Source organism: Microlunatus sp. YIM B11417 (assembly GCF_059617205.1).
The window spans coordinates 1-25,744 of sequence record NZ_JCAMPJ010000004.1; the positions used below are offsets into that span (position 1 = coordinate 1).

The 25,744-nt window shown below is 71.5% G+C and carries 21 protein-coding genes and 1 riboswitch; of the genes, 14 read left to right on the top strand and 7 right to left on the bottom strand.

The features are described from left to right. Positions 1 to 160: 160 nt before the first annotated feature. Genes AC6CCG_RS19580 through AC6CCG_RS19590 form a run of 3 tightly spaced genes read right to left on the bottom strand, consistent with a single transcriptional unit; the run spans position 161 to position 1,625 of the window. Positions 161 to 589 carry a GNAT family N-acetyltransferase gene (locus AC6CCG_RS19580; RefSeq protein WP_496656302.1) on the bottom strand — a complete coding sequence of 143 codons (429 nt, stop codon included), beginning with the start codon at positions 587 to 589 and terminating at the stop codon, positions 161 to 163. After that, positions 586 to 1,224, bottom strand: a complete 639-nt coding sequence (locus tag AC6CCG_RS19585) for an IMPACT family protein (RefSeq protein WP_496656303.1) — start codon at positions 1,222 to 1,224, stop codon at positions 586 to 588. Before AC6CCG_RS19585 ends, AC6CCG_RS19580 begins: the two co-directional genes overlap by 4 nt. Beyond that, a complete protein-coding gene (locus AC6CCG_RS19590) occupies positions 1,221 to 1,625 on the bottom strand; it encodes a hypothetical protein (protein WP_496656304.1) in 405 nt (134 codons plus the stop codon). Before AC6CCG_RS19590 ends, AC6CCG_RS19585 begins: the two co-directional genes overlap by 4 nt. A gap of 151 nt (positions 1,626 to 1,776) precedes the next feature. On the opposite strand from AC6CCG_RS19590, the gene AC6CCG_RS19595 reads away from it, so the two are divergent. The 3 genes from AC6CCG_RS19595 to AC6CCG_RS19605 all read left to right on the top strand — a co-directional run bounded on the left by AC6CCG_RS19595 (position 1,777) and on the right by AC6CCG_RS19605 (position 5,220). Then, the gene (locus AC6CCG_RS19595; RefSeq protein ID WP_496656305.1) at positions 1,777 to 2,832 is read left to right on the top strand and encodes an LCP family protein; all 1,056 of its coding nucleotides are present in this window, start codon (positions 1,777 to 1,779) and stop codon (positions 2,830 to 2,832) included. A 29-nt stretch (positions 2,833 to 2,861) separates the two neighbouring features. Continuing rightward, entirely contained in the window at positions 2,862 to 4,214 is a 1,353-nt protein-coding gene (locus AC6CCG_RS19600; RefSeq protein ID WP_496656306.1) for an MFS transporter, read from the top strand. Positions 4,215 to 4,275: 61 nt separating this feature from the next. After that, a complete protein-coding gene (locus AC6CCG_RS19605; RefSeq protein WP_496656307.1) occupies positions 4,276 to 5,220 on the top strand; it encodes a hypothetical protein in 945 nt (314 codons plus the stop codon). A 10-nt stretch (positions 5,221 to 5,230) separates the two neighbouring features. Here AC6CCG_RS19605 and AC6CCG_RS19610 read toward each other — a convergent pair whose 3' ends face one another. Further along, positions 5,231 to 6,136, bottom strand: a complete 906-nt coding sequence (locus AC6CCG_RS19610; RefSeq protein WP_496656308.1) for an SDR family oxidoreductase — start codon at positions 6,134 to 6,136, stop codon at positions 5,231 to 5,233. A 99-nt stretch (positions 6,137 to 6,235) separates the two neighbouring features. Between AC6CCG_RS19610 and AC6CCG_RS19615 the strand changes: the two genes are divergently transcribed. Both AC6CCG_RS19615 and AC6CCG_RS19620 read left to right on the top strand, forming a co-directional pair. Beyond that, complete coding sequence (locus tag AC6CCG_RS19615) at positions 6,236 to 6,898, top strand: TetR/AcrR family transcriptional regulator (RefSeq protein ID WP_496656309.1); 663 nt, start codon at positions 6,236 to 6,238, stop codon at positions 6,896 to 6,898. Between the two features lie 74 nt (positions 6,899 to 6,972). After that, positions 6,973 to 7,431 carry a hypothetical protein gene (locus tag AC6CCG_RS19620; RefSeq protein ID WP_496656310.1) on the top strand — a complete coding sequence of 153 codons (459 nt, stop codon included), beginning with the start codon at positions 6,973 to 6,975 and terminating at the stop codon, positions 7,429 to 7,431. Positions 7,432 to 7,511: 80 nt separating this feature from the next. On the opposite strand, the gene AC6CCG_RS19625 is transcribed toward AC6CCG_RS19620, so the two are convergent. Next, the gene (locus AC6CCG_RS19625) at positions 7,512 to 8,918 is read right to left on the bottom strand and encodes a CCA tRNA nucleotidyltransferase (RefSeq protein ID WP_496656906.1); all 1,407 of its coding nucleotides are present in this window, start codon (positions 8,916 to 8,918) and stop codon (positions 7,512 to 7,514) included. Positions 8,919 to 9,158: 240 nt separating this feature from the next. Here AC6CCG_RS19625 and AC6CCG_RS19630 point away from each other — a divergent pair, with 240 nt between their 5' ends. The 8 genes from AC6CCG_RS19630 (at position 9,159) to trxA (ending at position 21,435) form a co-directional block, all read left to right on the top strand. Continuing rightward, entirely contained in the window at positions 9,159 to 11,558 is a 2,400-nt protein-coding gene (locus AC6CCG_RS19630) for a DUF6049 family protein (protein WP_496656311.1), read from the top strand. Positions 11,559 to 11,622: 64 nt separating this feature from the next. After that, the gene (murJ, locus tag AC6CCG_RS19635; RefSeq protein ID WP_496656312.1) at positions 11,623 to 15,408 is read left to right on the top strand and encodes a murein biosynthesis integral membrane protein MurJ; all 3,786 of its coding nucleotides are present in this window, start codon (positions 11,623 to 11,625) and stop codon (positions 15,406 to 15,408) included. Next, positions 15,405 to 16,067 carry an RNA polymerase sigma factor SigM gene (gene sigM / locus AC6CCG_RS19640; protein ID WP_496656313.1) on the top strand — a complete coding sequence of 221 codons (663 nt, stop codon included), beginning with the start codon at positions 15,405 to 15,407 and terminating at the stop codon, positions 16,065 to 16,067. Before murJ ends, sigM begins: the two co-directional genes overlap by 4 nt. Positions 16,068 to 16,098: 31 nt before the next feature. After that, positions 16,099 to 16,578: a hypothetical protein gene (locus AC6CCG_RS19645; RefSeq protein WP_496656315.1), complete on the top strand. Its 480-nt coding sequence runs from the start codon at positions 16,099 to 16,101 to the stop codon at positions 16,576 to 16,578. Between the two features lie 147 nt (positions 16,579 to 16,725). Next, a complete protein-coding gene (locus tag AC6CCG_RS19650) occupies positions 16,726 to 17,436 on the top strand; it encodes an anti-sigma factor (protein ID WP_496656316.1) in 711 nt (236 codons plus the stop codon). A gap of 1,315 nt (positions 17,437 to 18,751) precedes the next feature. Continuing rightward, positions 18,752 to 19,936, top strand: coding sequence for an MFS transporter (locus AC6CCG_RS19655; protein ID WP_496656318.1), 1,185 nt, complete (start codon positions 18,752 to 18,754; stop codon positions 19,934 to 19,936). 87 nt (positions 19,937 to 20,023) lie between these two features. Further along, positions 20,024 to 21,076, top strand: a complete 1,053-nt coding sequence (gene trxB, locus AC6CCG_RS19660; protein WP_496656319.1) for a thioredoxin-disulfide reductase — start codon at positions 20,024 to 20,026, stop codon at positions 21,074 to 21,076. A gap of 35 nt (positions 21,077 to 21,111) precedes the next feature. Next, positions 21,112 to 21,435 carry a thioredoxin gene (gene trxA / locus AC6CCG_RS19665; protein WP_496656320.1) on the top strand — a complete coding sequence of 108 codons (324 nt, stop codon included), beginning with the start codon at positions 21,112 to 21,114 and terminating at the stop codon, positions 21,433 to 21,435. 52 nt (positions 21,436 to 21,487) lie between these two features. Here trxA and AC6CCG_RS19670 read toward each other — a convergent pair whose 3' ends face one another. After that, positions 21,488 to 23,755 (bottom strand): ATP-binding cassette domain-containing protein, encoded by a 2,268-nt coding sequence (locus tag AC6CCG_RS19670; protein ID WP_496656321.1) that lies wholly within the window; start codon positions 23,753 to 23,755, stop codon positions 21,488 to 21,490. A 47-nt stretch (positions 23,756 to 23,802) separates the two neighbouring features. Then, complete coding sequence (locus AC6CCG_RS19675) at positions 23,803 to 24,432, bottom strand: ECF transporter S component (protein WP_496656322.1); 630 nt, start codon at positions 24,430 to 24,432, stop codon at positions 23,803 to 23,805. 57 nt (positions 24,433 to 24,489) lie between these two features. Beyond that, a riboswitch (TPP riboswitch) is annotated at positions 24,490 to 24,594 on the bottom strand. A 363-nt stretch (positions 24,595 to 24,957) separates the two neighbouring features. On the opposite strand from AC6CCG_RS19675, the gene AC6CCG_RS19680 reads away from it, so the two are divergent. After that, the gene (locus AC6CCG_RS19680; protein WP_496656323.1) at positions 24,958 to 25,740 is read left to right on the top strand and encodes a hypothetical protein; all 783 of its coding nucleotides are present in this window, start codon (positions 24,958 to 24,960) and stop codon (positions 25,738 to 25,740) included. The last annotated feature ends 4 nt before the right edge of the window (positions 25,741 to 25,744 follow it).

Below are 25,744 nucleotides of genomic sequence, written 5' to 3' on the forward strand. Positions count from 1 at the left end.
AGAACACCCGCTGAACCCGCCGGGAAAACCCCGGCCGAGCACCAAACCACGAACCACCCACAACACACCCCATCTAGGCCGTGTTGCACTCACCCCGAGATTCCGCCCGCCAGAACGCCTGCGTTTGTGACCGGTCGGCGGGTTCCTGGCGGGGGGAGGGTCAGAGGGGGCGGCGGAAGCGGACGGGGCCGTCGGGGGTTCGGGTGACCTCGAAACCGAGGGCTTCGTGGAAGGCGATCGAGCGGTCGTTGACGGGGGAGGTGATGGCCCAGACCTCGGTGCGGCCGGCCTCGCGGGCCAGGGTGAAGAAGCGTTGGTAGAGGTCGGCGGCCAGGCCGGTGCGGCGGAGGTCGGGGCGGACGCCGATGAAGTGGACGTAGGCGACCTCGGGGCGGGACGGGGAGAGGAAGCCGACCAGGAAGCCGGCCAGGCCCTGGTCGTCGTCGGCGACGAAGCTGGTGTCGAAGAAGTGGTCCAGGAACAGGGATTGCAGGACCGCGGCGATCGGGCGGCCCCACCAGTCGTCCAGCACCGGGTGGATCCGGTCGTGGTCCTCCGGCATGGCCTGCCGGACCCGTACGTCGCTCATCCGCCTGCTCCCTCCAGATCGATCCAGGACTGTCCGATGACCGCGACCTCGGCGACTCCGCCGGACGCCTCGGCGACCAGCCGGGTCAGGGTGTCCGGGTCGCGGACGGCGGCCGGGATGACCACCGGGTCGGCCCAGCGGACCTCGCCGACGTCGGCGCCGGCCTGCCGGACCGTGTTCTCCAGCCTCCCGGCCTGCGCCGCCGGTACGGAGATCTCGACCAGGGTGCGCAGTTCGCGGACCAGGGTGCCCGCGTCCGCGAGCGCTGCCTGGGCGGCCGCCGTGTAGGCGCGGACCAGGCCGCCGGCGCCGAGCAACGTACCGCCGAACCAGCGGGTGACCACGGCGACCACGTCGCTGACCCCGGCTCCCGCCAGCACCTGGAGGATCGGGGCGCCGGCGGTGCCGGACGGCTCGCCGTCGTCGTTGCTCCGGGTGATCCGGCCGCCCGGTCCGAGCACGAAGGCCGAGCAGTGGTGCCGGGCGTCGTGGTGCTCCCGCCTGGCCTGGTCGATCACGGCGCGCGCCTGGTCCTCGGTGGTGACCCGCTCGACCCGGCCGCGGAAGACCGAGCCCTTGGCCTCGTACCGGCCGGTGCCGCCCCGGGCCACCGTGAGCGAGCGGGCGAGCGTCACCCCTGCTCCAGCCGGCGGCGGAGGAACTCGGCCAGATCGCCGGCCTCGCCGTCCGGTCCGCCGCGGCCGACCACCAGCGGCGGCGGGGTCGCGGTCAGCTTGACCCCGCGGACCCGTTCGGCCAGGCCGCCCGGCACCAGCAGCACGAAGTACTCGCCGTTCTCGCCGATCGCGACGGAACGGTCCCGGCGGAGATACCAGCCGCTCCGGTCGGTCCGCGCTTCGGCGCCGGACATCAGCCGGGCCCGCAGCCGCTCGGGCGCCAGGCCGCGCTGCCGCGCCTCGGCGACGAAGGCATCGATCAGCCGCTGCGCCTTGACCGCCTCGGTGCGCTGCTGGCCCTGCGCCAGATCGGCCCGGCGAGCGGCGCCCTCGGCGCGGGCTGAGCGCGGATCGGTCACCCGAATGACCCTACCCACCCGGCCGGCGGCACGGGGAACCGATCGGCTTCGGCCGGAGTTGACTTCGTCGGGCCACTACAATCGGGCAGGCCGTGGGGCCGTGGCCCGCAGCACATTCGGGGAACATCAGTCAGCGAAGGGTCTTGACGCCATGCCGGAGACGCCGGTCGACCTGTTCACCTTCAACGAGGAGGAGGAACCGCGAGAGCGTCCGCCGGCGCGTACGAAGAAGAAGCGGCGTGCCCTGCCGGCCGTGCTGATCGCCGTCGCCGGCGTGCTCGTGCTGGCCCTGGTCGCCGGGTTCCTGTACGCGGCCTCGTTGAACAAGTCCGTCTCGGAGAACCTGCAGCGGACCAACGACTCGATGCCGGACGACAGCGACACCGACCGTCCGGAGAAGCAGCCGTCGCAGGAGAAGGGCGCGGTCAACTTCGTGCTGCTCGGCTCCGACAGCCGGGACCCGAACAACAAGAGCGGCACCGGCCGGTCCGACGTGCTGATCGTCGCGCACCTGAACGCGGCCCGGGACAAGGCGTACCTGATCTCGTTCACCCGTGATCTCTGGGTCGAGATCCCCGGCAAGGGCAAGGCGAAGATCAACGCCGCCTACTCGTGGGGCGGGCCCAAGCTGACGATCAAGACCGTCGAGTCGCTGACCGGGGCCCGGATGGATCACCTGGCCTTGATCGACTTCGAGGGCTTCACCGAGCTCACCACCGAGCTGGGCGGGGTCACCGTCACCAATGATCAAGAGTTCAGCACGCACGGCTTCCACTACCCCAAGGGCAAGATCACGATCATGGGCGAGGAAGCGCTCTGGTTCGTCCGGGAGCGGAAGAAGCTGAAGAACGGTGATCTTGATCGGGCCAAGAACCACCGGAAGGTGATCCAGGCGATCCTGGAGAAGGGTCTCAGCCCGGAGACGATCGCCAACCCGCAGCGGTTCACCACCTTCGTCGGCGGCGTCGCCTCGCACCTCACCGTGGACGACGCGCTGACCGACGACAAGATCCGCGACCTGGCCTTCTCGCTGCGGCTGCCGCCGTCGCAGATCTACAGCCTGCAGGCCCCGATCGCCGGCTTCGGCACCTCCGACGACGGCCAGGCGATCGACCTGGTGGACGAGGAGAAGATGGCCGAGCTGTCGAAGGCGCTGCGGGACGACAAGCTCGACGAGTACGTCGCCAAGTACCCTCCGAAGGAATAGCCGCCCGGACCGTACGAGAGACTGACCCGATGGAGTGGATCCGCGCCCTGCGACTGCTGTGGCGACACGGCTACTTCCGGAAGCTGATGGCGGTCCGGATCGCCACCCAGTCCTGCGACGGGCTGCTCCAGGTGGCCCTCGCCTCGTACGTTCTCTTCTCGCCGGAGCGCCAGCCGGACGCGGGGTCGATCGCGGCCGTGCTGGCGATCACCCTGCTGCCGTTCTCGATCCTGGGCCCGTTCGTCGGTGTCATCCTGGACCGCTGGTCCCGCCGCCAGGTCCTCGTGGTGGTCGACCTGATCCGCGCCGTGCTGGTGCTCGGCCTGGCCGCTCTGGTCGCGACCGGCCTGCGGACCGGCTCGATCGAGGCGCTGTTCTACGGCGGCGTGCTGCTCGCGATGAGCCTGAACCGGTTCCTGCTGGCCGCGCTGTCGGCGGCCCTGCCGCACACCATCGAGCCGACCGAATACATGGTCGCGAACTCCGTGGTGCCGACGGTCGGGCCGGCCGGCGCCCTGCTCGGCGCGGCCATCGGCACCCTGCTCCGGCTGGTGCTGGGCAGCCAGGTGCCGTCCTTCGCCGCGGACGCGACGCTGTTCATCGTCGCCTGCGGCGGGTACGTGGTCAGTGCCTGCCTGGCCCTGCGGATCCCGCGTGATCAACTCGGCCCGGACGAGCGCGGCACCAGGTCCGCCCGCGACGTGATCGCCGGGCTGGCCGGAGCGCTGCGGCACCTGCGGGAACGCCGGGCGGCCGGGATCGGCCTGATCACCATCGGCCTGCAACGGCTGGTCTTCGGCGTCGTCACGGTGGCCACCATCCTGATCTTCCGGAACCACTTCCACAGCATCGACGACGTGAACCCGGCCATCGCCGACCTCGGGCTGTTCGCGGTGATCACCGGCGCCGGGTTCGTCGTCGCGGCGGCGGTCACCCCGTTGATCACGGCCCGTGCCGGCGTCCGCGCTTGGGTCGTCGCCGCGCTGCTGGCGTCCGCCGTGCTGCAGGTGTTCCCGGGCGCGATCTACACCAAGATCACGCTGATGATCGCGGCGTTCCTGCTCGGGGTCACCGCGCAGAGCGTGAAGATCTGCGTCGACACCCTGGTCCAGGCCCATGTCGACGACGACGTCAAGGGCCGGGCGTTCGTGATCTACGACATGATCTTCAACGTCGCCCTGGTGCTGGCCGCCTGCATCACCGCGTTGATCATGCCGCCGGACGGCCGCTCGGTGCCGGTCCTGATCGGGCTCGCGGTCTGCTACGCGCTGCTCGGCCTCGGCTTCCTCATCGTCACCCGCGGCCTCGACCTGAACGCCGGCACCGAGTCGATGCGAGAGGTCATCGACGACGAGGCCGCCGCCGACGACCAGCGCGGCTGACCCGTCTCGCGGACTTCGGTTTCTGTACCCGGACCGGCGTTCCGGAAACTAATCTTGGGCCATGAGGACCCGCCTGCTGGGGGCCACGGCCGCCCTGATCCTGTTGGTCGGCGCAGGCTGCGGTACGGGCTCGACGCCCGAGGACCCGGCCGCCCCGGAGCCCGGCGTCTCGTCCGCCCCGGCCACGCCGACTCCCTCACCGACGACCGAGGCCCTGTCCAAGGACGCGTACCAGAAGCTGCTCAGCAGCTCGGAAGCGACCGTACGGAAGGCTTTCGACCAGGTGATGGCCACCAAGTCGATCAAGGAACTCGAGGCCGCCGCGGACGCCTTGGCCAAGGTGCTGCAGAGCGAATCGGGCAAGTTCGAGAAAGCCCTCGCCCCGGACTCCGCGACCACCGCCAACTCCGCCCTGGTCACACTGCTCGGTTCCGTGCCGTCGTTCACGGCGAGCAAGCCCGCGGCCAACGAGTGCGGCATCACCCCCACGACGTCCGAACAGTTGATCACGGCCAAACGGAAGGTGCACGCCTCGGTGGCGGCCGACGAACTCAAGGGGCTGACCGGCCGGTTCAAGAAGGCCGGCTACAGCTGGGGCGGGAAGCTGCTGCCGGCCAGCCCGGAGCCGCCGGCGAAGAAGAAGCGGCGGGCGGACAACGGCGAGGTGATCGAACGGAACGGCAGCCGGGGCGATCGCTTCCTCAAGATCAAGAACGACACCCCGTCGGACTACGTGGTGGCCGCGGTGACGAAGAACCCGAAGAAGCCGATGGCCAGTGTCTACGTCCGAGCCAACTCCGACACCACGCTGTACAACCTGGCCGCCAAGACCTACACCGTCTACTACAAGACCGGCACGGACTGGGACGACGACCGGAGGACCTTCACCCGCGGCTGCGCGTTCCAGCGGTTCCAGCTGTCCTTCCTGCCGAAGTCCAACTGGGAGATCGAGCTGAAGAAGCGGATCGGCGGCAACGCCAGCACCCAGGAGACCGAGCCCTTCTGAGCCGCCCGGGTCAGACGGTGGCCAGCGAGACGCCGGTCAGCCGCTCGGCGTCCGCCCACAGCCGGCGGGCGGTCTCCAGGTCCTTGGCCCGGCGCGGGACCCGGGCCGTCCCGGTCGGCCCGACCAGCTCGAACCTCCCGCTCGGGCCGTAGTAGCCGCCGTTGACCGCCGCCGGATCGGCCGCCGCGTAGAGCAGCGGCTCGGCGCCGGTCCCGACCTCCTGCGACGGGAACAGCGGGAAGTCGAAGGCCGAGCGGCCGTTCGACGCGCGGCCCAGGTTCGGCCCGGTGCTCTGCAGGTTGGTCCTGGTGTAGCCGGGATGGGCGGCGACGCTGATCAGGTCCCAGCCCCGGTTCGCGGCAATCGCCGACAACTGCCGGGCCATGATCAGGTCGGCCAGCTTCGACTGCGCGTACGAGCCCATCGGCCGGTACCGCCGGCGCTGCCACTGCGGGTCGTCGAAACTGATCCTGCCGAAGTTGGCGACCCCGCTGCTCATCGTGACGACGCGGGCGCCCGCCGACTGGAGCAGCACCGGCAGCAGCCGTACGGTGAGCGCGAACGGGCCGAGGAAGTTGCTGCCGTACTGCAGTTCGAAGCCGTCCGCCGTGGTGTGCCGGGTCGGCGGCATCATCACGCCGGCGTTGTTGATCAAGGTGTCCACCCGGTCCACGCCGGCCGCGAACTCCTCGACCGAGGCCAGGTCGGCCAGGTCGACCCGGCGTACCTCGAGGCTCGTGCCGGGATACCGGTCCAGGATCTCCTGCCGGGCCTGGTCACCCTTCTCCGGAGTCCGTACCGCCATGATCACGTGCGCCCCGGCGGCCGCCAGCCGGGCCGCCGCTTCCTTGCCGGTGCCGCTGTTCGCACCGGTGACGATGATGATCTTGCCCGTCTGATCGGGTACCTGATACATGGCTCCACCCTTAAGAGACCGATGGTCTGTTCTATTGCTTCGAAGCTAACAGACCATGGGTCTGTTATCAAGAGACCGCCGGTCTGAAATACTGGGGTCATGGCCACCTTCCACCGGGCCCGCACTGAGGAGCAGCGGGCCGCCCGCCGGACCGCGATCCTCGACGTCACCGCGACCATGCTGCGGGAACAGCCGGTCGCCGACCTCACCCTGAACGAGTTGGCCCGCCGGGTCGGGCTGGCCAAGTCCAACGTGCTGCGCTACTTCGACTCCCGCGAGGCGATCCTGCTGGAGTTGCTGACCACCGAACTCACCGACTGGGTCGCCGAGCTGGGCCGGACGCCCAGGATGCGCGGAGCCGTCACGACCCGGTGCCGGCGGCTGGCGGCAGCGATCGCCGACTCGCTGGCCGCGCGGTCGGTGCTCTGCGACCTGATCAGCAGCCAGGCGGCCGTACTGGAGCGGAACGTGTCGGTCGAGGTGGCCGAGCGGCACAAGCGGGCCTCGCTCGCGGTCCTCGGAGACCTCGGCGCCTTCGCCCGCCGGGCCGTTCCGGAACTCGGCGAGGAACCGGCCGATGCGTTCGCCGCCGCCGCGCTGCTCACCGCCGGCGCGCTCTGCGTGCACGCCCACCCGAGCGAGGCGATCCTGGCGGTCTACGACGCGCATCCCGAGCTGGCCGCGCTCCGGATCGACTTCGCCAGGGACCTGCAGCGGTTCCTGACGGTCATCCTGGCCGGCCTGCTCGCGCAGAATCCGTGAAATCCGGCGGGTTTGCTCCCTAGAATTCTCCTGGGGTCGGTGCGGAGGGGCACCGCGTCGGCCGGGAGGCTGCGATGGATGTGATCACGCCGGATCGTCAACTCATCACCATGATCGACGCGCGGCAGCAGGACCTGTCCGGCTACCTGCGCTCGGCCCGGCCGCGCGGCAACCGGCTGGCGGTCGCGGGCATCGTCTGCAGCGGCGCCTCCGCGGCCTTCACGGCCGGGCCGGCGTTCGGCGGACCCGGCTTCACCCAGACGACGACCGACCTGCTGGGGCTGCCGCAGACCTCGATCGTCTGGCAGGTGCTCTGCCTGCTCGCCCTGATCGTCTCGGTCGCCACCACTGTGACGATCAACCTGGCCAACAGCCAGCAGTTGAGCAGCCGGGTCGCCGCTGCCGAGACGTGCTCGGCCGAGCTGGACGGACTGCGGACGCTGCTCGACTTCGGCCAGATCCCGGTCGGCGAGGCCGCCCGGCTCTACCACGGCTACGTCTCGAAGATCGGCTTCATCCCCGCCGTCCGCTGACCGCTCACGTGCCCTGAGCCTGCCGAACGGCCAAGTCAGCTGTGGGCCTGCCCTTCGACAGGATCAGGGAGCGTTGTGGCTCAGCGGGCGGCCCACCAGGCGCGCAGCTCGGCCTCGGCGGCCTCCGGTCCGAGCGGGCCGCGGTCCAGCCGCAGCTCGAGCAGGAACCTGTACGCCTCGCCGACCTCCCGGCCGGGCCGGATGCCGAGGATCTCCATGATCTGGTTGCCGTCCAGGTCGGGCCGCATCGCGTCCAGCTCCTCCTGGTCCCGCAGCTCGGCGATCCGGTGCTCCAGGTCGTCGTACGCCGAGCGCAGCCGGGCCGCCTTGGCCTGGTTCCGGGTGGTGCAGTCGGCCCGGGTCAGCACGTGCAGCCGGTCCAGTTGATCGCCGGCGTCGCGGACGTACCGGCGGACGGCGGAGTCGGTCCACTGTCCGTCCCCGTACCCGTGGAAGCGCAGGTGCAGTTCGACCAGCTTGGCCACCGCGTCGATCACATCGCTCGGGTAGCGCAGTGCGGTCAGCCGCTTCCGGACCAGCTTGGCGCCGACCACGTCGTGATGGTGGAACGACACCTTCCCGCCCGGCTCGAACCTGCGGGTCTTCGGCTTGCCGATGTCGTGCAGCAGCGCCGCCAGCCGGTTCACCAGATCGGGCTGCCCACCGAGCCGGTCCTCCAGCTCGATCGCCTGGTCCAGCACGGTCAGGCTGTGCTGGTAGACGTCCTTGTGCCGGTGATGCTCGTCGCGTTCCAGCCGCAGCGCCGGCAGTTCCGGCAGCATGCGGTCGGCCAGCTTGGTGGCCACCAGCAGGTTGAGGCCTGCCCGCGGCTGCTCGGCCAGCAGCAGCTTGGACAGTTCGTCGCGGATCCGTTCGGCGGACACGATGTCCAGCCGGTCCGCCATCCCGGTCGCCGCCCGGACCGCGTCCGCTGCCGGCTCGAAGCCGAGCTGGGCGGTGAAGCGGGCCAGCCGCATCATCCGCAGCGGATCGTCGCTGAACGACTGCTCGGGCGCCGCCGGGGTCCGCAGCCGCCGCTCGGCCAGATCCTCCAGCCCCCGGTACGGGTCGTGGAACTCCTTGTCCGGGACCGAAACGGCCATCGCGTTCACGGTGAAGTCGCGCCGGACCAGGTCGCCCTCCAGGGTGTCGCCGAACGCGACCTCCGGCTTCCGGCTCTCCGGCCGGTACGCATCGGCCCGGAACGTGGTGATCTCGACGAGCCACTCCTGGCCGCCGACGGCGAACTTGGCGCCGATCGTCCCGTACTCCTTGCCGATCGTCCAGACCGCTTTGGTCACCGACCGGAGCAGCCGTTCGATCTCGTCGGGCCGCGCCGAGGTGGTGAAGTCGAGGTCGTGGCCGAGCCGGCCCAGCAGCGCGTCCCGGACGCTGCCGCCGACCAGGTACAGCCGGTGTCCCGCCGCCGCGAAGACCCGGCCGAGGTCATCGGCGATCGGCGCGATCCGGAGCAGCGCGGCGACCACGTTCGACTGGGCGGCAGAGGATGTCACGAGCGAAGACTGTAGTCGCGCCCCGCCGCGGCGCCGACCGGGATTCGCCGAATCACGAACATTGGCTGAGAAGGCCCTGGATACCGTTGCGCGGCCGACTAGGGATTGCGTTGTACACCCTAGGATGTCGGGGTGGGGAGACCGGAAGCTTGGGGGGCACCTTGTGCGTCCCGACGACCCCGGCGCTCGACTCCTGGCCGGCCCGACCGGTCCGTGTTGCTCCGGGTGTTGTCGCTCGCGCTCTCGTACGCCCTCGCGGGGCTGATCGTGGCCGGCTCGGCCACCCCCGCCGCGGCCGACGACCCGGACGCCCTGGTCTCGATCCGGATCACCGCGCTGTCGCCCAGTCTGCCCAGCCCCACCGACACGATCACGCTGACCGGCGTCGTCACCAACACCAGTAAGGAGCCGATCGACCGGCCCCGGGTCTACTTCTGGCGGAACCAGGCGCCGATCACCGATCAGGAGGGCTTCCGGACCGCCCTCGACTCGGCCCCGACCGATCCGCTCGGCGCCCGGGTCACCGCCGACGTGCAGAACCGGTTCCACCTGTGGACCGAGGCGGACCCGACCCTCGAGCCGGGCGAGTCGGCGAAGTTCACGGTGTCGGCGACGCCGGAGCAGCTGGACCTGCCGGATGCCGACGGCGTCTACCTGGTCGGCGTCCACGTCCTGGACGGCACCGACCGGGCACCGGCGATCGGCCGAGCCCGGCTGTTCGTCCCGATCCTCAATGAGCCCCCGGACCAGGTGCTGCCGATCTCGTCGGTGGTGGTGCTGAACTCCCGGCCGGGCCGGCTGCAGGACCGGGTCTTCATCGACGACCATCTGGCCGACGAGGTCGGGCCGGGCGGTCGGCTGACCCAGCTGCTGGCCGCGGCGCAGAACCCGGGCACCACGTTCGCCGTCGACCCGTCGCTGATCGAGGAGCTGACCGCGATGCGGGCCGGCTATCAGGTCCGTGACGCGGACGGGAACCTGACCGCCGGGATCGGTACCGAGCGGGCGGCCGCCTGGCTGCAGGGCTTCGAACAGTTGCTGGACAGCAATCCCGGCTTCCGCCTGCAGTACGGGACGCCGGACCTGGCCGCGCTGGTCCGGTCCGACCGCACCGAGCTGCTGGAGCGGGTCAAGGCCGCCGGGGCTGCCGTACCGGAGACCTCGGCCCTGCCGCTGCTGGTCTGGCCGGGCGACGGGGCGGCCGACGCCGCGACGCTCCGGGCCGCCGCCGACCTGGACCCGGCCGGCATCCTGCTCTCCGATGCCACCACCGGCAGCTCGGCGCCGCTGCTCCGGGACGGCGACGGCCCGCCGATCATCAACTACCAGGGCGCCGGTTCCGCCGGCGGGCCCGGCCCGGACCCGAGCAACACCGCCGTCCACCAGCGGCAGCGGACGCTGGCCGAGACCTGGATCGAAGCCATGACGGCGGACCGCAAGGACCTCACCGGCCGGGTCCGGCTGATCACGACGCCGACCGAGGCCGGCACCGACCGCCAGCTCGCGGCGCCCTGGCTGCGCTCGGTGCCGCTGCCGGACCTGCTCCGCCAGCAGCCGGACCGGCTGACCGACAAGCCGGACTACCCGAAGGCGGCGCAGCGGGCCGAGTTGCCGGCCAAGGGCCTGCGCGAGGTGGACGACCTGGCGGACTCGTACCAGACCTACGCCGAACTGCTGCTCGACCCGGCGCAGGCGAAGAAGGACGCGGACGCGGCCGTCGCGAAGGCGGTCTCGGCGACCTGGCGCGGCGACGACGGCTGGACCGACCTGGTCGCGGCCCGGCTGGACCAGGTCGACCGGGTGATCGGCGACGCGGTCAAGATCGGCCTGGTCTCCCGGTTCACCACCACCGGCCAGAACGACATCAGCTTCCCGATCACGATCACCAACACGCTGCCCGGCCCCGAACAGCCGGGCGATCAGAACTCGATCCGGGTCGGCATCACGTTCACCTCGGCGCAGTCGCAGCGGCTCACGGTGAAGCCGCTGGACCCGGTCGTCATCCGCGCCAACCCGGAACGGAACGCCTCGGTGACCCGGAACACCCAGATCGAGGCGCGGGCCAACGGACCGGTCGAGGTGACCGCACAGCTGGTCACCGCCTCCGGCCGGCCGGTCGGCAAGCCGGCCACGGTCCAGGTGACCGTCACCCAGGCCGGCACCGTCGGCTGGGTGATCGCCATCGCCGCCGGCATCGTGCTGATCGGGACCACCGTGTTCCGGATCCAGCAGGTCGCCCGGGAGCGGGCGCAGGAGCGCGAGGACGACGACACCGTGGAGCGCGCGGCTGTCGCGGTCGACCCGGCCGAGCAGCCGCCGGCCGCCGCCGTCGGTGCGCCCCCAGCCGATCGGTCGCAGCCACGACCGGCCCGGTCCGGCGCGCCCCGACCCGCCCCGTCCGGCCCTACCCCGTCCGGCCCCGCCGATTCCGACCCTGCCCGGTCCGGCGCGGCCCGACCCGCGCCCTCCCCGTCCGGACCTACCCCGTCCGCGCCCTCCCCGTCCGCGCCGGCTCCGTCCGACCCGGGCCGGCCCGATCCGAGCCGGCCCGATCCGACCCAGGCCCGGCCCGGCGCCGGGACGCCCGACGGGCCGCGACGGGCGCGCCCATGATGCGCCCGCGACACCGGAGCCGGAACGCGCTGCGCTCCCCTGACCCCCGCGGCGGGGACCTCGCATGAACTCCGCCCGCAACCCGGCCGCGACCTCCGGCCGAGCTTCGCCGAACGTCTCCGGCGGCTCGTCCGGCCGGTCCGCCGACCCGCCCCGCGGCCGGTCCCGGCTGGTTTCGGCCACGGTCCTGATGGCGGCCGGGACGGCCGTGTCCCGGATGCTCGGCTTCGGCCGGTTCGCCCTGCTGGTGGCGCTGTTCGGCAATGCCACCCGGCAGGCCGACATGTTCAACTACGCCAACACGGTGCCGAACAGCATGTACATCCTGCTGGCCGGCGGCATCCTGAACACGGTCCTGGTGCCTCAGATCGTTCGGGCGATCAAGCACGACCCGGACGGCGGCGACGCGTACACCAACCGGATCATGACGCTCGGCATCCTGGTGCTCGGCCTGCTCACGGTCGTGCTCACGCTGGCCGCGCCGCTGGTGATCTGGATCTACACGCCCGAGTCCTGGCACGTGCCCGAACTGGCCCGCAGCTACGACTCGACGGTGCGGCTGGCCTACTACTGCATGCCGCAGATCTTCTTCTACGGCATTCATGTGCTGGCCGGCCAGGTGCTCAACGCGCGGGACCGGTTCGGCCCGATGATGTGGTCGCCGATCGCCAACAACATCATCTCGATCGGCGTGCTGGCGGTCTTCTTCGTCGTCTTCGGCAGCGGCGACGGGACCAGCCCGTTCACCAGTCAGCAGGAGCTGCTGCTCGGCTTCGGCTCCACCTTCGGCATCGTCTGCCAGGCGATCGTGCTGCTGCCGTACCTGAAGGCGGTCGGTTACAAGTTCCGGCCGCGGTTCGACTTCAAGGGCACCGGGCTGGGCCGGACGGTGCGGCTGGCGAAGTGGACGCTCGGCTTCGTGCTGGTCAACCAGGCGGCGCTGGTGGTGATCCAGAAGGTGGCCGGCGGTGCGACCACGGGCGGCACCGGTGGCGGTCTGACCGTCTATTCGTACGCCTACGCCGCCTACCAGCTGCCGCACTCGCTGATCGCCGTCTCACTGGCCACCGCGATGCTGCCGTCGGCGTCCCGGCTGGTCGCGGCGGGTGACCTGGCCGGCGTCCGGGACGAGACCCTCGGCACGATGCGGCTGCTGCTCACCGCGATGGTGCCGGCGGCGGTCGCGTTCTTCTCGCTCGGCGTACCGCTGGCCGAGTTCGTCTTCGGCTTCGGCAAGGGCACCAGCGACGCCTACCTGACCGGCTGGACCCTGATGGCGTTCGCGTTCGGACTGGTCCCGTTCAGCCTGCACTACCTCTGTCTGCGGACCTTCTATGCGCTCGAGGACAACAAGACCGCCTTCCTGATCCAGATCGCGATCGGTGCCGCGAACGCCTCGCTCGCGGTGTTGATCGTGCTGCTGCTGAACTCGCCGGCCACCACGGCCGTCGGGCTGGCGATCGCGCACGTGATCGCGTACACGATCGGGCTCGTCCTCGCTGTCGGCGTCCTGTCCCGGCGGCTGTCCGGGATGCCGATCCGCAGCCTGGTCGGGCATGCCGGGAAGCTGTTCGCCGCGGTCGCGCCGGCCGGCGCGCTGGCGTACGGGATCACGGCGGGCTTCAAGCTCTGGTCGTCGGCGAAGCTGGTCCAGGCCCTGGCCCTGGTGGTCGCCGGGCTCGTCGCGATCGTGGTGTTCCTGCTGCTGGCGCGGCTGTTCAAGATCTCCGAGGTCAGCCAGATCCTCGCCTTCGTGCTGCGCCGCCGGCAGCCGGCACCGGCGCCGATCGAGGACGAGGCCAGCATCCAGACCGTGATCCGCCCCTTGCGCGAGTTCTACGGCGAAACGGGTGCCCCGGAGCCTAGGATCGTCCCAGATGCGAACCAAGCCGCTCGTCGGGCGGCCTCGCATCCTAAGATCGTTCCCGACCGGTCAGCCCATGGCCGTCCCATCACGATGTCAGCTAAACCCGGGTCCGAGATGACCACACCAGTCGCGCCCTCGGCTGACACCCCGGATCAGGTCGGTCCGGAGGAGTCCCCGAGCGCCGCTGCCGCGACGCCTCCGGCGGTCGATCCGGGCGGGGACCGTTCCGGCGGCGTGGACACGGCTCCCGGCGCTTCGATCACGGCCCCCGGCACCGTCCTGGCCGGCCGCTACCGGCTCGAGGAGATGCTGGCCGCGGACGATCCGACGGTCACCTGGCGGGCCTTCGACCAGGTGCTCTCCCGGTCCGTCCTGGTGCACCTGCTGCCACCGCTCGACCCGCACGCGACGGAGGTCCTGGACGCCGCCCGGCGCGGCGCCGCGGCGACCGACTCCCGCTTCCTCCGGGTGCTCGACGCGGTCTACTCCGACGACGCCCGGATCGGTTCCTACATCGTCTGTGAGTACGCCACCGGCCAGCCGCTCAGCGCCATCCTGGCCCAGGGTCCGCTGACCGGGCTGGAGGCGGCCTGGGTGACCCGCGAGGTGGCCGACGCGCTGTCCGCGGTGCACGGGTTCGGCCTGTTCCACGAGCGGATCAACCCGGAGACCGTGGTCGTCACGCCGACCGGCAACGTCAAGATCATCGGCCTGGTGATCGAGTCGGCCCTGCGGCCGGTCCGCGGCGAACCCGCCGAGGGGCACGGCGAGGCCGCCGACGTGTACGACCTCGGCCGGCTGCTCTACTCCTGCCTGGTCTCCCGCTGGCCCGGCGGTCCTGCGTACGGGCTCGGCGCCGCCCCGGTGCTCGGCGGCCGCTGGGCGACCCCGCGCCAGGTCCGGGCCGGGGTGTCGCCGGCGCTGGACCAGGTCACCGACCAGATCCTCGGCCGCCCGCCGCGGCACCACGCGCCGCAGCTCGACACCGCGAACGAGGTCGTCAACGCCCTGACCAAGGTGCTCGGCACCGCCGACGCCACCGCCGACCTGGAGCGCCGGCTGCGCCAGCCGATCCCGCGGGTCCGGCCGGACGAGACCGGCGAGATCCCTCTCAGCGAGCAGCCGACCGGGATGATGGCGGCCGTCGACCGGCCCGAATCGCCGATCTCCAGCACGCCGGACAACAACCCGACCGAGGAGCAGGTACGGCAGGGACCGGCGCTCCCGATGGCCGGCTCTATCTCGCCGACCAGCCCCGAGTCGGCCCGCTCGACGATGATCCGGCAGCCACCGCCGCCGGACGGCGGTACGGCACTGATCCCGCACGTACGCCCGCGCAACGGCAACGGGACGCCGAGCAAGCCGCAGCGCTGGATCATCCTGCTGGTCGCGCTGGTCGCCCTGCTGGTGATCGCGGCGATCGTGGCCACCTTCGTGATCCGCCCGAGCGGTCTGCCGAACCCGATCAGCAACCCGTCCCAGCCGGCCAGCGAGACGCCACTGCCACCGGCCGACCCGGTGCTGGTGCCGATCGAGGACGCCCGCGACTTCGATCCGCAGGGTGACCCGTCGGACGAGAACCCGGACGAGGTGCCGAACGCGTACGACGGCGAACCGGACACCCGCTGGCGCACCATGCAGTACCGCAACGACGCGAAGCTCGGCGGCCTGAAGCGGGGCGTGGGCGTCGTCTTCGACCTGGGCGAGGAGGTGCCGGTCCGCGAGGTGAAGCTGATCCTCAGCGGCAAGGGCACCGACTTCGAGCTCCGGGTGCCGGAGAAGGAGGGCGTGAACAAGCCTCCGATGGGGACCGACAAGGACTGGCGGGTCGTCGCCGAGGTCAACAATGCCGGCGAACAGATCGACGTACCCCTGGAACAGCCGGTGACCACCCGGTTCGTCCTGGTCTACCTGACCTCACTGCCCGAGGAGGAACCCCAGCGTTTCCGCGGTGGGATTCACGAGGTCGAGGTCTATCGGTGACTGGATCGCCCCCGGGCGGTCCCAGCGATTTCGAGCTGTTGCGCGCCCACGTCGCCGGGGACTCGGAGGCCTTCGCGACGCTGGTCGGGCGACATCAGGAACGGCTCTGGGCGATCGCCCTACGGACCATGCGGAACCCGGAAGAGGCGGCCGACGCGTTGCAGGACGCGTACATCTCCGCCTTCCGCCGGGCCGGCAGCTTCCGCGGCGACGCCCAGGTGACCACCTGGCTGCACCGAGTCGTGGTGAACGCCTGCCTGGACCGGATCCGACGCAACAAGGTCCGCCGGGCCGAGCCGCTGCCGGAGGACCCGGACCGCGCCGCCGAGCTCGGCGTGACCGCGTCGGAGGATCCGATGGAGGTCAAGGAGGAGCGCAGCGACGTCGCGGCCGCGCTGCGCCAGCTCAACGCCGACCAGCGAGCCGCGCTGGTGCTGGTCGACATGGAGGGCTATTCGGTCGAGGAGGCCGCGTCGATCCTCGGCTGCGCGCCGGGCACCATCAAGAGCCGGTGCGCCCGCGGCCGGGCCAAGCTCGTGCCGTTGCTGCGGCACCTGCGCGCCAAGCCCGAGGAGCCTGCAGCAGAGACGCCGGAACCGGAGCCGGCCGGGCCACGGGTGCGGACGCCGGGGCGGCAGCGCGACGGTCCGGCCCCCTGACCCGACCATCCGCCCCCACCGAGAGAACCCCATGTCCCACCCGCTCGACCTGGCTTACAACTGGCGGACGCCGATCCTGGTGTCGACCGTCGGTCTGTTCGCCTGCGTCATGCTGCTGGTCAGCCAGCGGACGGCGGGCTGGGTTCCGGTCCTGGTGGTGCTGGTGCTCAGCTGGCTGCTGCTGCTGGCCGTGGTCTGGTATCGGACCCGTGCCTTCCTCGAGGTGGACGGCGGCTGGGCGACGGTGCGTCGGTTCCGGACCAAGCATCGGGTTGCCGGGGCGGACGTCGTGGCCGTACGGCGGCTGCGGACGCTGACCGGCCCCGGCTACCGGCTGACGCTGGCCGACGGCACCCGGCGGGCGGTCACCACCTCACTGCTCCGCGACGGTGAACCGACCCTGCTGCGCTGGTTGGTTCGGTACGCGCAGCAGGCGACACTTGATCCGGCGACGGAGTCCGCCGTGGACCGGCTCCGGACCCAGGGGATGCTTGACCCCGGAACTGTTTGACTGGGCGGCGGTGACGACCATGAAGAACGAGCCCCGGAGATCTCTCCGACCAGGCCGGGAACCAGACCCGGCCCACGCGACGTCCAAGCGCACGGCGCTCCGGCGCCACGCCCCCGCTCTTCCCCTCTCCAGCCCAAGGAACCCGTTGTGGCCGCTCATCTGACTGTGGACGAACTGGCCGACGCAGCCGCCGGCCTGCTCGACACCACCCGCGTTGCGGAGATCGACGCACACCTGGCCGACTGCCGGCAGTGTTCCGCCAGCAAGGCCGACCTCGACCAGGTGAGCGTACGGCTCGCCGCCGAACCCGTACCGGCGATGCCGGCGGCGGTCGCCGACCGCCTCGCCGAGGTCATCGCGTTGGAGCTGCAGCGGCGCAGCTCGGGGGCTGCCGACGCCGCCGAACTGCACCGGCGCGAACTCGCCGACCGGCCCAAGCCGAGCCTCGGCACCCTGGGCAGCGACCTGGACAAGCCGTCCCGGTCCCGCTTCTTCGGCCGCGCCCTGGTGGCCTGTGTTGCGGCCGTCGGGATCGGCTTCGCCGGTTACGCGGCGAGCGCGCGGGCCGGCCTCGGCGAACCCGAAGCCATCCGGTCGCCGCTGACCAGCAAGGACCTCGCCTCCCAGGCCGAGTCGCTCCGCTCCTCCAAGGACCTCGACACGCACTGGCTCTCGCAGTCCTGGACCTGCGCCCAGAAGGTGACCGACGGCCGGATCACCGACATCGCCAAGGTCACCGTCGACGGCGCCCCGGCCCTCCTCGTCTACACCTCCGCCGACGGCCAGTCCCGGGTCACCGTCGTGACCGGCTGCCCCGACGACCCGCGAGCCGGCACCACCACGCCCCTGCCCAAGTAGCCCTTCCCGCAGCAACGGTCACAGGCGGCGCTTCACCCGGAACGGGTCGTCGACGCTGGTTGGGCGGAGACCGCGCCGCGATCGCCGAAGCACATCAGCGCGACCGGCGCCGCGCGCCAGTTCGAACCGACCCACCCCGGGACGTCGAAGTTGCCGGTGTCACAAATCTGGCGCGCAACGCGCCCCCGAAGCCAGGAAATCGGTTCCGGGCCGCGTTGTGTGGCAGATCTGTGACACTCGCGCCGTAGGCCGAAAAGCCGGATCTGCGTTCGGACCGCGAGGGGCGTTGAGCAGTGGGTGACCGAAATCAAGCGCACTCCGCGCTGATCGACGCGTTGTGCGGCGCTGCCGCAGAGTTCGGCTCGATTTCGGTCACTCCTCGGGTCGACCGGCGAGCCCGGCGTCCGGCTTCGCGCCCAACTCCGGCATGGACAACCTGGCGGGGCGACTCGTCCGCGACCGCCGGCACCTGCTCGGGACCCGTGAGTGCCCGGCCGCCGCCTGCCGCCACAGATCGCCTACTCGACCTTCCCCACCCGCCAGCACATCTCGCGCACCGGACCTCCCCCACCTATCCGCCGCCGGCACCTCTGGTGTTCCGGACCTTCGCTACCCCCGCCTGCCGGCATGTCTCGCGTGCCGGGCCTTCCCCACCCGCCTGTCGCCACAGCTCGCCTACCCGACCTTCTCCACCCGCCGGGCCTTCCCGACCTGTCCGCCGGCACTTCTAGCGTTCCGGACCTTCGCTACCCCCGCCTGCCGACATGTCTCGCGTGCCGGACCTCCCCACCCGCCTGTCGCCACAGCTCGCCTACCCGACCTTCTCCACCCGCCGGGCCTTCCCGACCTGTCTCGCGTGCCGGGCCTTCCCCACCCGCCGGTCGCCACAGCTCGCCTACCCGACCTTCTCCACCCGCCGGGCCTTCCCGACCTGTCCGCACATCTCAGGCACCCGCCCTCCCCACCGGCCGCGAACCCAGCTCGCGCACCCGATTCTCCCCACCCGCCTGCCGGCACATCTCGCGCTCCGGACCTTCCCCACTTGGCCGCCTGCCCGCACATCTCGCGCACCCAACCCCCTCCCCACCCCGCCTGCCAGCACATCTCTCGCGCACCGGACGTTTCCTGTCCGTCCGCCGCGCCGGCGCCCACCCGCCCACTGCCTTCCCCGGCCGCCGACCGCTACGACCGTGCCCCGGGTCAGCGACCGAGATGGACGTTCTGCTGAAGCAGCATCTCGGCTAGCCTGACGACATACGAGCCGGTGACTCGCACCGGCATGGGTGGGTGGGCAGCCTCCTGGAGGTATGCCCACATGTTGCAGCCCTATCGGAAGCTCTGGTCGACGCCTGCCGTCGTACCCGCCCTTTCCGCCGTCTTCGTCAGCGCCCTGCCGATCGGCATGGCCGGGCTGGCGATCATTCTCAGCGTCCAGCAGTGGACCGGATCCCTGCAGTGGGCCGGCACCTTGGCCGGCGTCTTCGGCGCCGGCAACGCGGTCGGCCTGCTGATCCAGGGCCGCCTGCTCAGCGGCCGCAGCCCGGCGACGTTGATCATGATCATGGGCCTGGTGTCGGCGGCCGGGTTCGCCGCGCTGATCATGATCGGGTACGCCGGCGGACCCCAGGTGATCATGATCGGCGTCGTCGCGGTCAGCGGCCTGACGGTGCCGGCGATCACCACCGCGGTCCGGGCCTGGTTGCCCGGAGTGATCATCGACCCGGCCGGCCGGACCGCCGGCTATGCCTTGCTGGCCGTGCTCTTCCAGGGTGCCGTCCTGATCGGCCCCCTGCTGGTCAGCCTCGCTGTGGCGATCGCGGTGCCGGCCGCCGGACTCGGACTGATCGCCGTGCTGATGCTCGGCTCGGCCGTCCTCTTCCGCTCCGCCGTACGATCACGCACCGCCGTCGCCCGGCCCAGCGAGACGGCTCGCTCCGGGTCCCGGTGGTGGCGCGGCGGCCTGGGCTGGCTGCTGGGAATCAACGTGAGCGTCGGGCTGGCGGCCGGGGTCACCGCGGTGGCGGTCCCGGGCGTGACCTCGGCAGCCGGCTTGGCGTTCCTGGCCGGTGCCGTCGCCTCGGCTGCTGCGCTCGGTGACGTGGCCGGCGCGCTGGGATACGGAGCTCGGGTCTGGCCCGGCCGGGCGCTGACCCGGGTGGCCGTGGTGGCCGGCGTCGCCGCGCTGGTCGCGACGGCGGCCTGGGCGGTCGCCGGGCTCCCGTGGCTGCTGCTGGTCACCGGCTTCGGCGGCGGCCTGCTCGGCGCGCCGCTCAGCGTGTTGTTGTCGGGCCTGCTGGACCGGGTGGTGCCGGCATCGGACCTGGCCCGCGGCTATTCGTCGCTGGTCTGCGCCTCGTTGCTGGCCAGCGCGGCCGGCAGCGGTCTGGCCGCCGCTGCGCTGCCGTACCTCGGCGTCCGGGGGCTGTTCCTGCTGCCGCCGGTAGCCTTGCTCGGGGCAGTCGGGGTGGCCCTGCTGGCCCGTCGGTCCGTGCCGGAATAGCAGGCCCGGTGAGGGCGTTTGGTCGCTGTAGGGTGGCGATGGCGGAAGCCGTACCACCCTGAAACAGAAGCGACCACAAGGATCTCGATGAGCAACCTCTCCGGCATCGTCCCCGCCGTCAATGCGATCACGATCTCGGCCCCGGCCGCTGAAACGGTCGCGACCAAGCCCTCGGGCGAGGTCCGCGACGTGATCATCATCGGCAGCGGGCCGGCCGGCTACACGGCAGCGATCTATGCGGCGCGGGCCGCGCTGAAGCCGCTGGTGTTCACCGGCTCGGTCGACGCGGGCGGCGCGCTGATGAACACCACCGACGTGGAGAACTACCCGGGCTTCCCGGACGGCATCCTCGGCCCGGACCTGATGGAGAACCTGAAGGCCCAGGCGGAGCGGTTCGGTGCCGAACTGGTGGCCGAGGACATCACCGCGGTCGACCTGACCGGCGACGTGAAGACGGTCCAGGACGCGTACGGCAACACGTTCTCCGCCCGCGCCGTGATCTTGGCGATGGGTTCCGGCTACCGCAAGCTCGGCCTGCCGGACGAGGACCGGCTGTCCGGCCACGGGGTCTCCTGGTGTGCCACCTGTGACGGATTCTTCTTCCGGGACAAGGACATCGCGGTGGTCGGCGGCGGTGACTCGGCCGTCGAGGAGGCCACCTTCCTGACCCGGTTCGCCAAGTCGGTCACGCTGATCCACCGCCGTGATCAACTTCGGGCGAGCAAGATCATGGCCAAGCGCGCCGAGAATGATCCCAAGATCAAGTTCGGCTGGAACTCCGAGATCGCCGAGATCAAGGGCGACCACGCGCTCGACTGCGTGACCCTGCGGGACACCCAGACCGGCGAGCAGCGGGACCTGCCGATCTCCGGCCTGTTCATCGCGATCGGCCACGACCCGCGGTCCGAGCTGGTCCGCGGCCAGGTCGATCTGGACGCCGAGGGGTACGTGCTCACCCAGCCCGGCAGCACTCGGACCAACCTGCCCGGCGTGTTCGCCTGTGGCGACCTGGTCGATCACACCTACCGGCAGGCGATCACGGCGGCGGGCACCGGGTGCTCGGCCGCGCTGGACGCCGAGCGCTACCTGGCCGAGCTCGCGGATCAGGCCACCGAGGCCGCCGTACCGGCCGGCGTCTGAGAAGTCAGCACCGAATCAGGAGAGCAGGGAGAGACATGGGCTCCGTCAGCGAAGTCACCGACGACACCTTCGAAGAGGTCGTCCTCAAGTCCGACAAGCCGGTCGTGGTCGACTACTGGGCCGACTGGTGCGGTCCGTGTAAGCAGGTCGCCCCGGTGATCGAGGAGTTGGCCCAGGCGCACGGCGACAAGGTGACCTTCGTCAAGCTGGACACCAACACCAACCCGGTGACGCCGGCCAACAACCACGTCCTCGGCCTGCCCACCATCCAGGTGTACGTCGGCGGCGAACTGGTCAAGGCGTTCAAGGGCGCCAAGTCCAAGTCGGTCCTGCTCGGCGCGATCGAGGAATATCTCTGATCACTCTGGTCACAAGTTTTTCACGTTTACGTGAAAAACCGACAGGCCACGGTCAGCCGAACCCGAGGCTGAGCAGGATCGGCGTCGCGGTCAGCAGGGCCGCGACGCCGATGGCCAGCCAGTCCACGGCACGCCAGGGCGACGGCAGCGCGAAGGTCCGGCGGCGGGCCGCGGCGAAACCGCGGGCGTCCATCGACAGCGCCGACTGCTGCGCCGAGCGGAGTGCGTAGACCAGCAGGTTGAAGGTCATTCCGGCCGCCTGCCGGACTCGGCCGACCGGCGACCGGCCGGGATCGAGCCCCCGGATCCGCCGTACGTCGGCCATGGTCCGCCACACCTCGAGCAGTTGCTGCAGGCGGAGCAGGCCCGCTGCGGCCGCCACCACCGGCCGGTGCGGCAGTCTGCACCGTTGCGCCAGCGCATCGCCGAGACGGCTCGGCGGCAACGACGGGATCAGCAGCACGCCGGGGATCACCAGGCAGCCGATCCGGGTCACCTCAGCCGCGGCGACCGGCCAGGCGTCCGGCGCCAGGAAGCCCCGCTCGGAGAAGGCCAGCGCCGACCAGCCGACGGTGATCGCGGCCAACGTCACCGGGACCAACCGGGCCAGTGTCGCGCGGACACTGCGGACCGCCAGCGGGGCCAGCAGCAGCGACAGCGCGAGCGTGATCAGGCCGACCCGCCAGTCCGAGACGAAGAACGAGCCGATCGCCGCGCCGAGCGCGATGACCAGGAGCGCCACCGGGTTGCAGCGTGCGGCCGGCGGGTCGCCGGGCTCGACGACCGGTGCGATCGTGTGGTCGGGTCGTTCGGTCTCGGCCACCGCCGGTCCGCCCAGCTCCAGCCGGCGGTCGGCGCGGTCGGCCAGGTCCCGGTCATGGGTCGCGACGACGACGGCGATGCCCTCGGCCCGCAACGCCTCGATGACGCCGGCCACGGCCGCCCAGGTCTGTCGGTCCTGCCCCACGGTCGGTTCGTCCAGCAGGACGACGGCGGGCCCGTGCGCCACCGCGGCCGCGAGGGCGACCCGACGTTCCTCTCCGCCCGACAGCTGGTACGGATCCGCGCCGCGCAACCGGTCCAGCCCGAGGGCGACGAGCAGCGTCTCCGCCCGCCGCCGCGCGACCGCCAGCCGCTCCGGGTCGTCCGCGTAGATCGCCTCGCTGGTCGCCAGCACCTCCGCCTCGACGGTCCGACGGGTCAGTTGCTGCTCCGCATACTGCGGCTGCCAGGCCACGACGCGGGCCAGTTCCCGGGACCGCCGGGCCAGCCGGTCCAGCGGGAACTCGCCGCCGTCCCGGGGTACGGCCAGCTCTCCGGTGTCGGCCGGCCGGAGTCCGGCCAGTGCCCGGAGCAGGGTGGACTTCCCGCTGCCGCTCCGCCCCGACACCGCGACCAGGGCGCCCGGGCGGAGGTCCAGGTCCAGTCCTGTCACCAAGGGACGCGGCTCGGCCCCGGGCGAACCGAGTCCCAGCCCGCGCACCCGAAGAACGGCCCCCGCGTCATCGCGAGCCGACGCTGTCGTCGACCCGCCGGTCGGCCGGGTCCAGTCGATCCGTACCGGCTCGGGCGGCGGTTCGCCCGGCACCCAGACGCCGGCCGCGAGCAGTTCGTCCCGTTGCTCCGCCAGCACGGTCCGGGCCGGGCCGTCGGCGATCAGCCGGCCGTCCGGCCCGAGCACCAGCATCCGGTCGCAGAAGTCGAGCCAGTCACCGGGGCGGTGGTCGACCACGACCACGGTGATCGGCCGGTCGGCGACGGCTTCGATCACGGCCTCCCGAACCGTCCGGGCGCCGTCCGGGTCGAGCATCGCAGTCGGCTCGTCGAGCAGCAGCAGCTCGGGGGCGAGGGCGAGCGCGCCGGCCAGCGCGAGCCGCTGCAGTTCCCCGCCGGACAGGTCGGTGGACCGTCGCGCCGCCGGGTACGGAAAGCCGACAGCCGCCAACGCCCGCCGCGTCCGGTCGGCGATCTCCCGTCGTTCCAGCCGCCGGTTCTCCGGGCCGAACGCGACGTCCCGCCCGGCGTGCTCGGCCACCACCGCGTGGGTCGGGTCCTGCAGCAGCAGGCCGGCTCGCCCCGGACGATCCTCACCGGACCGCCGCAACTCCCCGGTCAGCTCACCGAGGCTCTCATCGGCCAGCCCGGCGAGCAGCCGCAGCAGTGTGGACTTGCCCGACCCGCTGGCGCCGGCGAGCAGCACCCGCTCGCCGGGTCGCAGGGTCAGCGTCAGGTCGCGCAGCGTCGGCTCCCGGCGCCCGTGCGGCCGCCAGGTCAGCCCGGTCGCGGTGGTCTCGCTCGAAACGTCTCGCAACTCCGCCACGGCTCAGCCCCGAACCGGAACTGCCGTGCGCGGGAACGGCTCCACGCCTACACCTGATGCGCGGCGGCGCGCTCCCGGCCGGGCGGGAACGGTGCCAGCACGCCGGTCGCGGCGAGTGCCTTGACCAGGGCCAATCCGACCAGGCCGCCGAGCAGGGCGCCGGAGATCATCATCGTCACCGCGTACAGCAGGATGTAGGGCACGGCCCATTCCTGGTAGTAGGTCAGCCACTCGTACGGCGTCTCCAGCAGGCCGGCCAGAATCCCGCCGAGCATCGCCGACAGGGCGGTGAACCGCCGGTAGCCGAAGATCAGGAAGCCGAGCTCGACGCCGATGCCCTGGAACAGGCCGGAGCCGAGCGTGCTGATGCCCCACTGACCGCCGAGCAGCGGTTCGACGCTCGCCCCGACCAGCATGGCCAGCAGCGCCGCGCCGGGCCGGCGGATGATCAATCCGCCCACGACGGCCGGCAACCACCAGAATCCGCCGAGCAGCCCGGCCAGCGGCGGCAGAGCGAGGAACAGCGGTCCGGTCAGGTTGCTCACCTGCGCCCAGCCGATGAAGGCGATGCCGAACGCGACGCCGATCATCACGGCGGTGATCAGATCGACGGTACGCCAGCGCAACAGCGGCCCGACCGCGCGATGCGGGTCGGTCGAGGTGGTTTCGGTGGTCATGATCATGGTCCTTCCAACGGTCGATGGAAGGGAAAGCCGGACGGTGGCCCGTCGCGGCTCGAGAAAGGCCCGACTCCCTACGCCGGTGTCAACCGGATCAGGTTCGAGGGTCTGCGATGTGTCGCACTCTCAGCGCCCTACGGCGCTCCCCTGTCGTTCAACACCACGATAACGCCCACCGCACAACTTCCTCGAACTGGTGGCTTGTGCAGGGTTCCGGTGGGCCGGGCGGCTCGGTAGTCTGAGCCCTTCGGATCCGAGCCGGGTGCCCTGAGCACCCATGGGAGGGCGCTCGGATCCGAAGGTTTGACAACGGACGTTGATCGGGGACGTTCGCCGTTGAAGCAGGACACGCGCAGGGGGCCCGATGGCGCGTTGAGGAGGTCCTACTCGGTGTCAGGCCGACCCACACCCTCATCCGACTCACCCAACCCGCGACGCGCGGCGGCACCGCCCCCGCAGAGCGGACCCCCCGACCACAAGGGCACCCCACCACCCCGCAAGACCGGCCTTCGGCGCCTCCTGGTGATCGGCGCCGGTTTCGGCCTGTCGCTGGCGGTCAGCACGACCGCCGTGATCGGTCAGCACCAGCCGGTCAACTCGAGTGTCGCGCCCGGTAGCCGGATCATCCTGCCGGGCGTCTGGAGCGCCGGCGCCGAGGAACCCGGCCGGTCCGAGGCCGAGCGCCTGGCCAAGGAACGGCAGGAGGAACTGGACCGGATCCGGCTGGAGGCCGAGCAGAACCAGCAGCCGACGGATCCGCCGACGACCAACGAGCCGCCGGCCACCCCGCCGACCGAGCAGCCGTCGACCGACGAGCCGCAGGACCCGACGCCACCGCCGGAGACCTCCCGCACCCCGCAGGGACAGTCCGGCGAGCGCGGCGAACCGTCCGGCGAGACGGGCGCGCCGACCGGACGATCCACCGCAGGCCGTACCGCGACGCCGAAGGACACTCAGACCAGGAAGCCGGCGCCGAAGCAGACTCAGCCGACCAAGCCGCCGGCCGTCAAGGAGCCGACGAAGGCACCGTCGACCAAGGAACCGGAGCCCACCAGGGCTCCGACCAAGGCCCCTGAGCCGACCCGGGATCCCGAGCCGACCAAGGCGCCGACCACCAAGGCTCCCGAGCCGACCGAGGATCCGGAACCGACGCGGAAGCCGACGCCGACCGACGATCCGGAGCCGACCAAGGAACCCACCAAGGAGCCGACCAGCAAGCCGACCAAGCCGCCCAAGGGCGACGACGACGATGACGACGATCGGGACTGCAAGATCATCGACCTGCTCGGCCTCGTCTGCATCTGAGCCA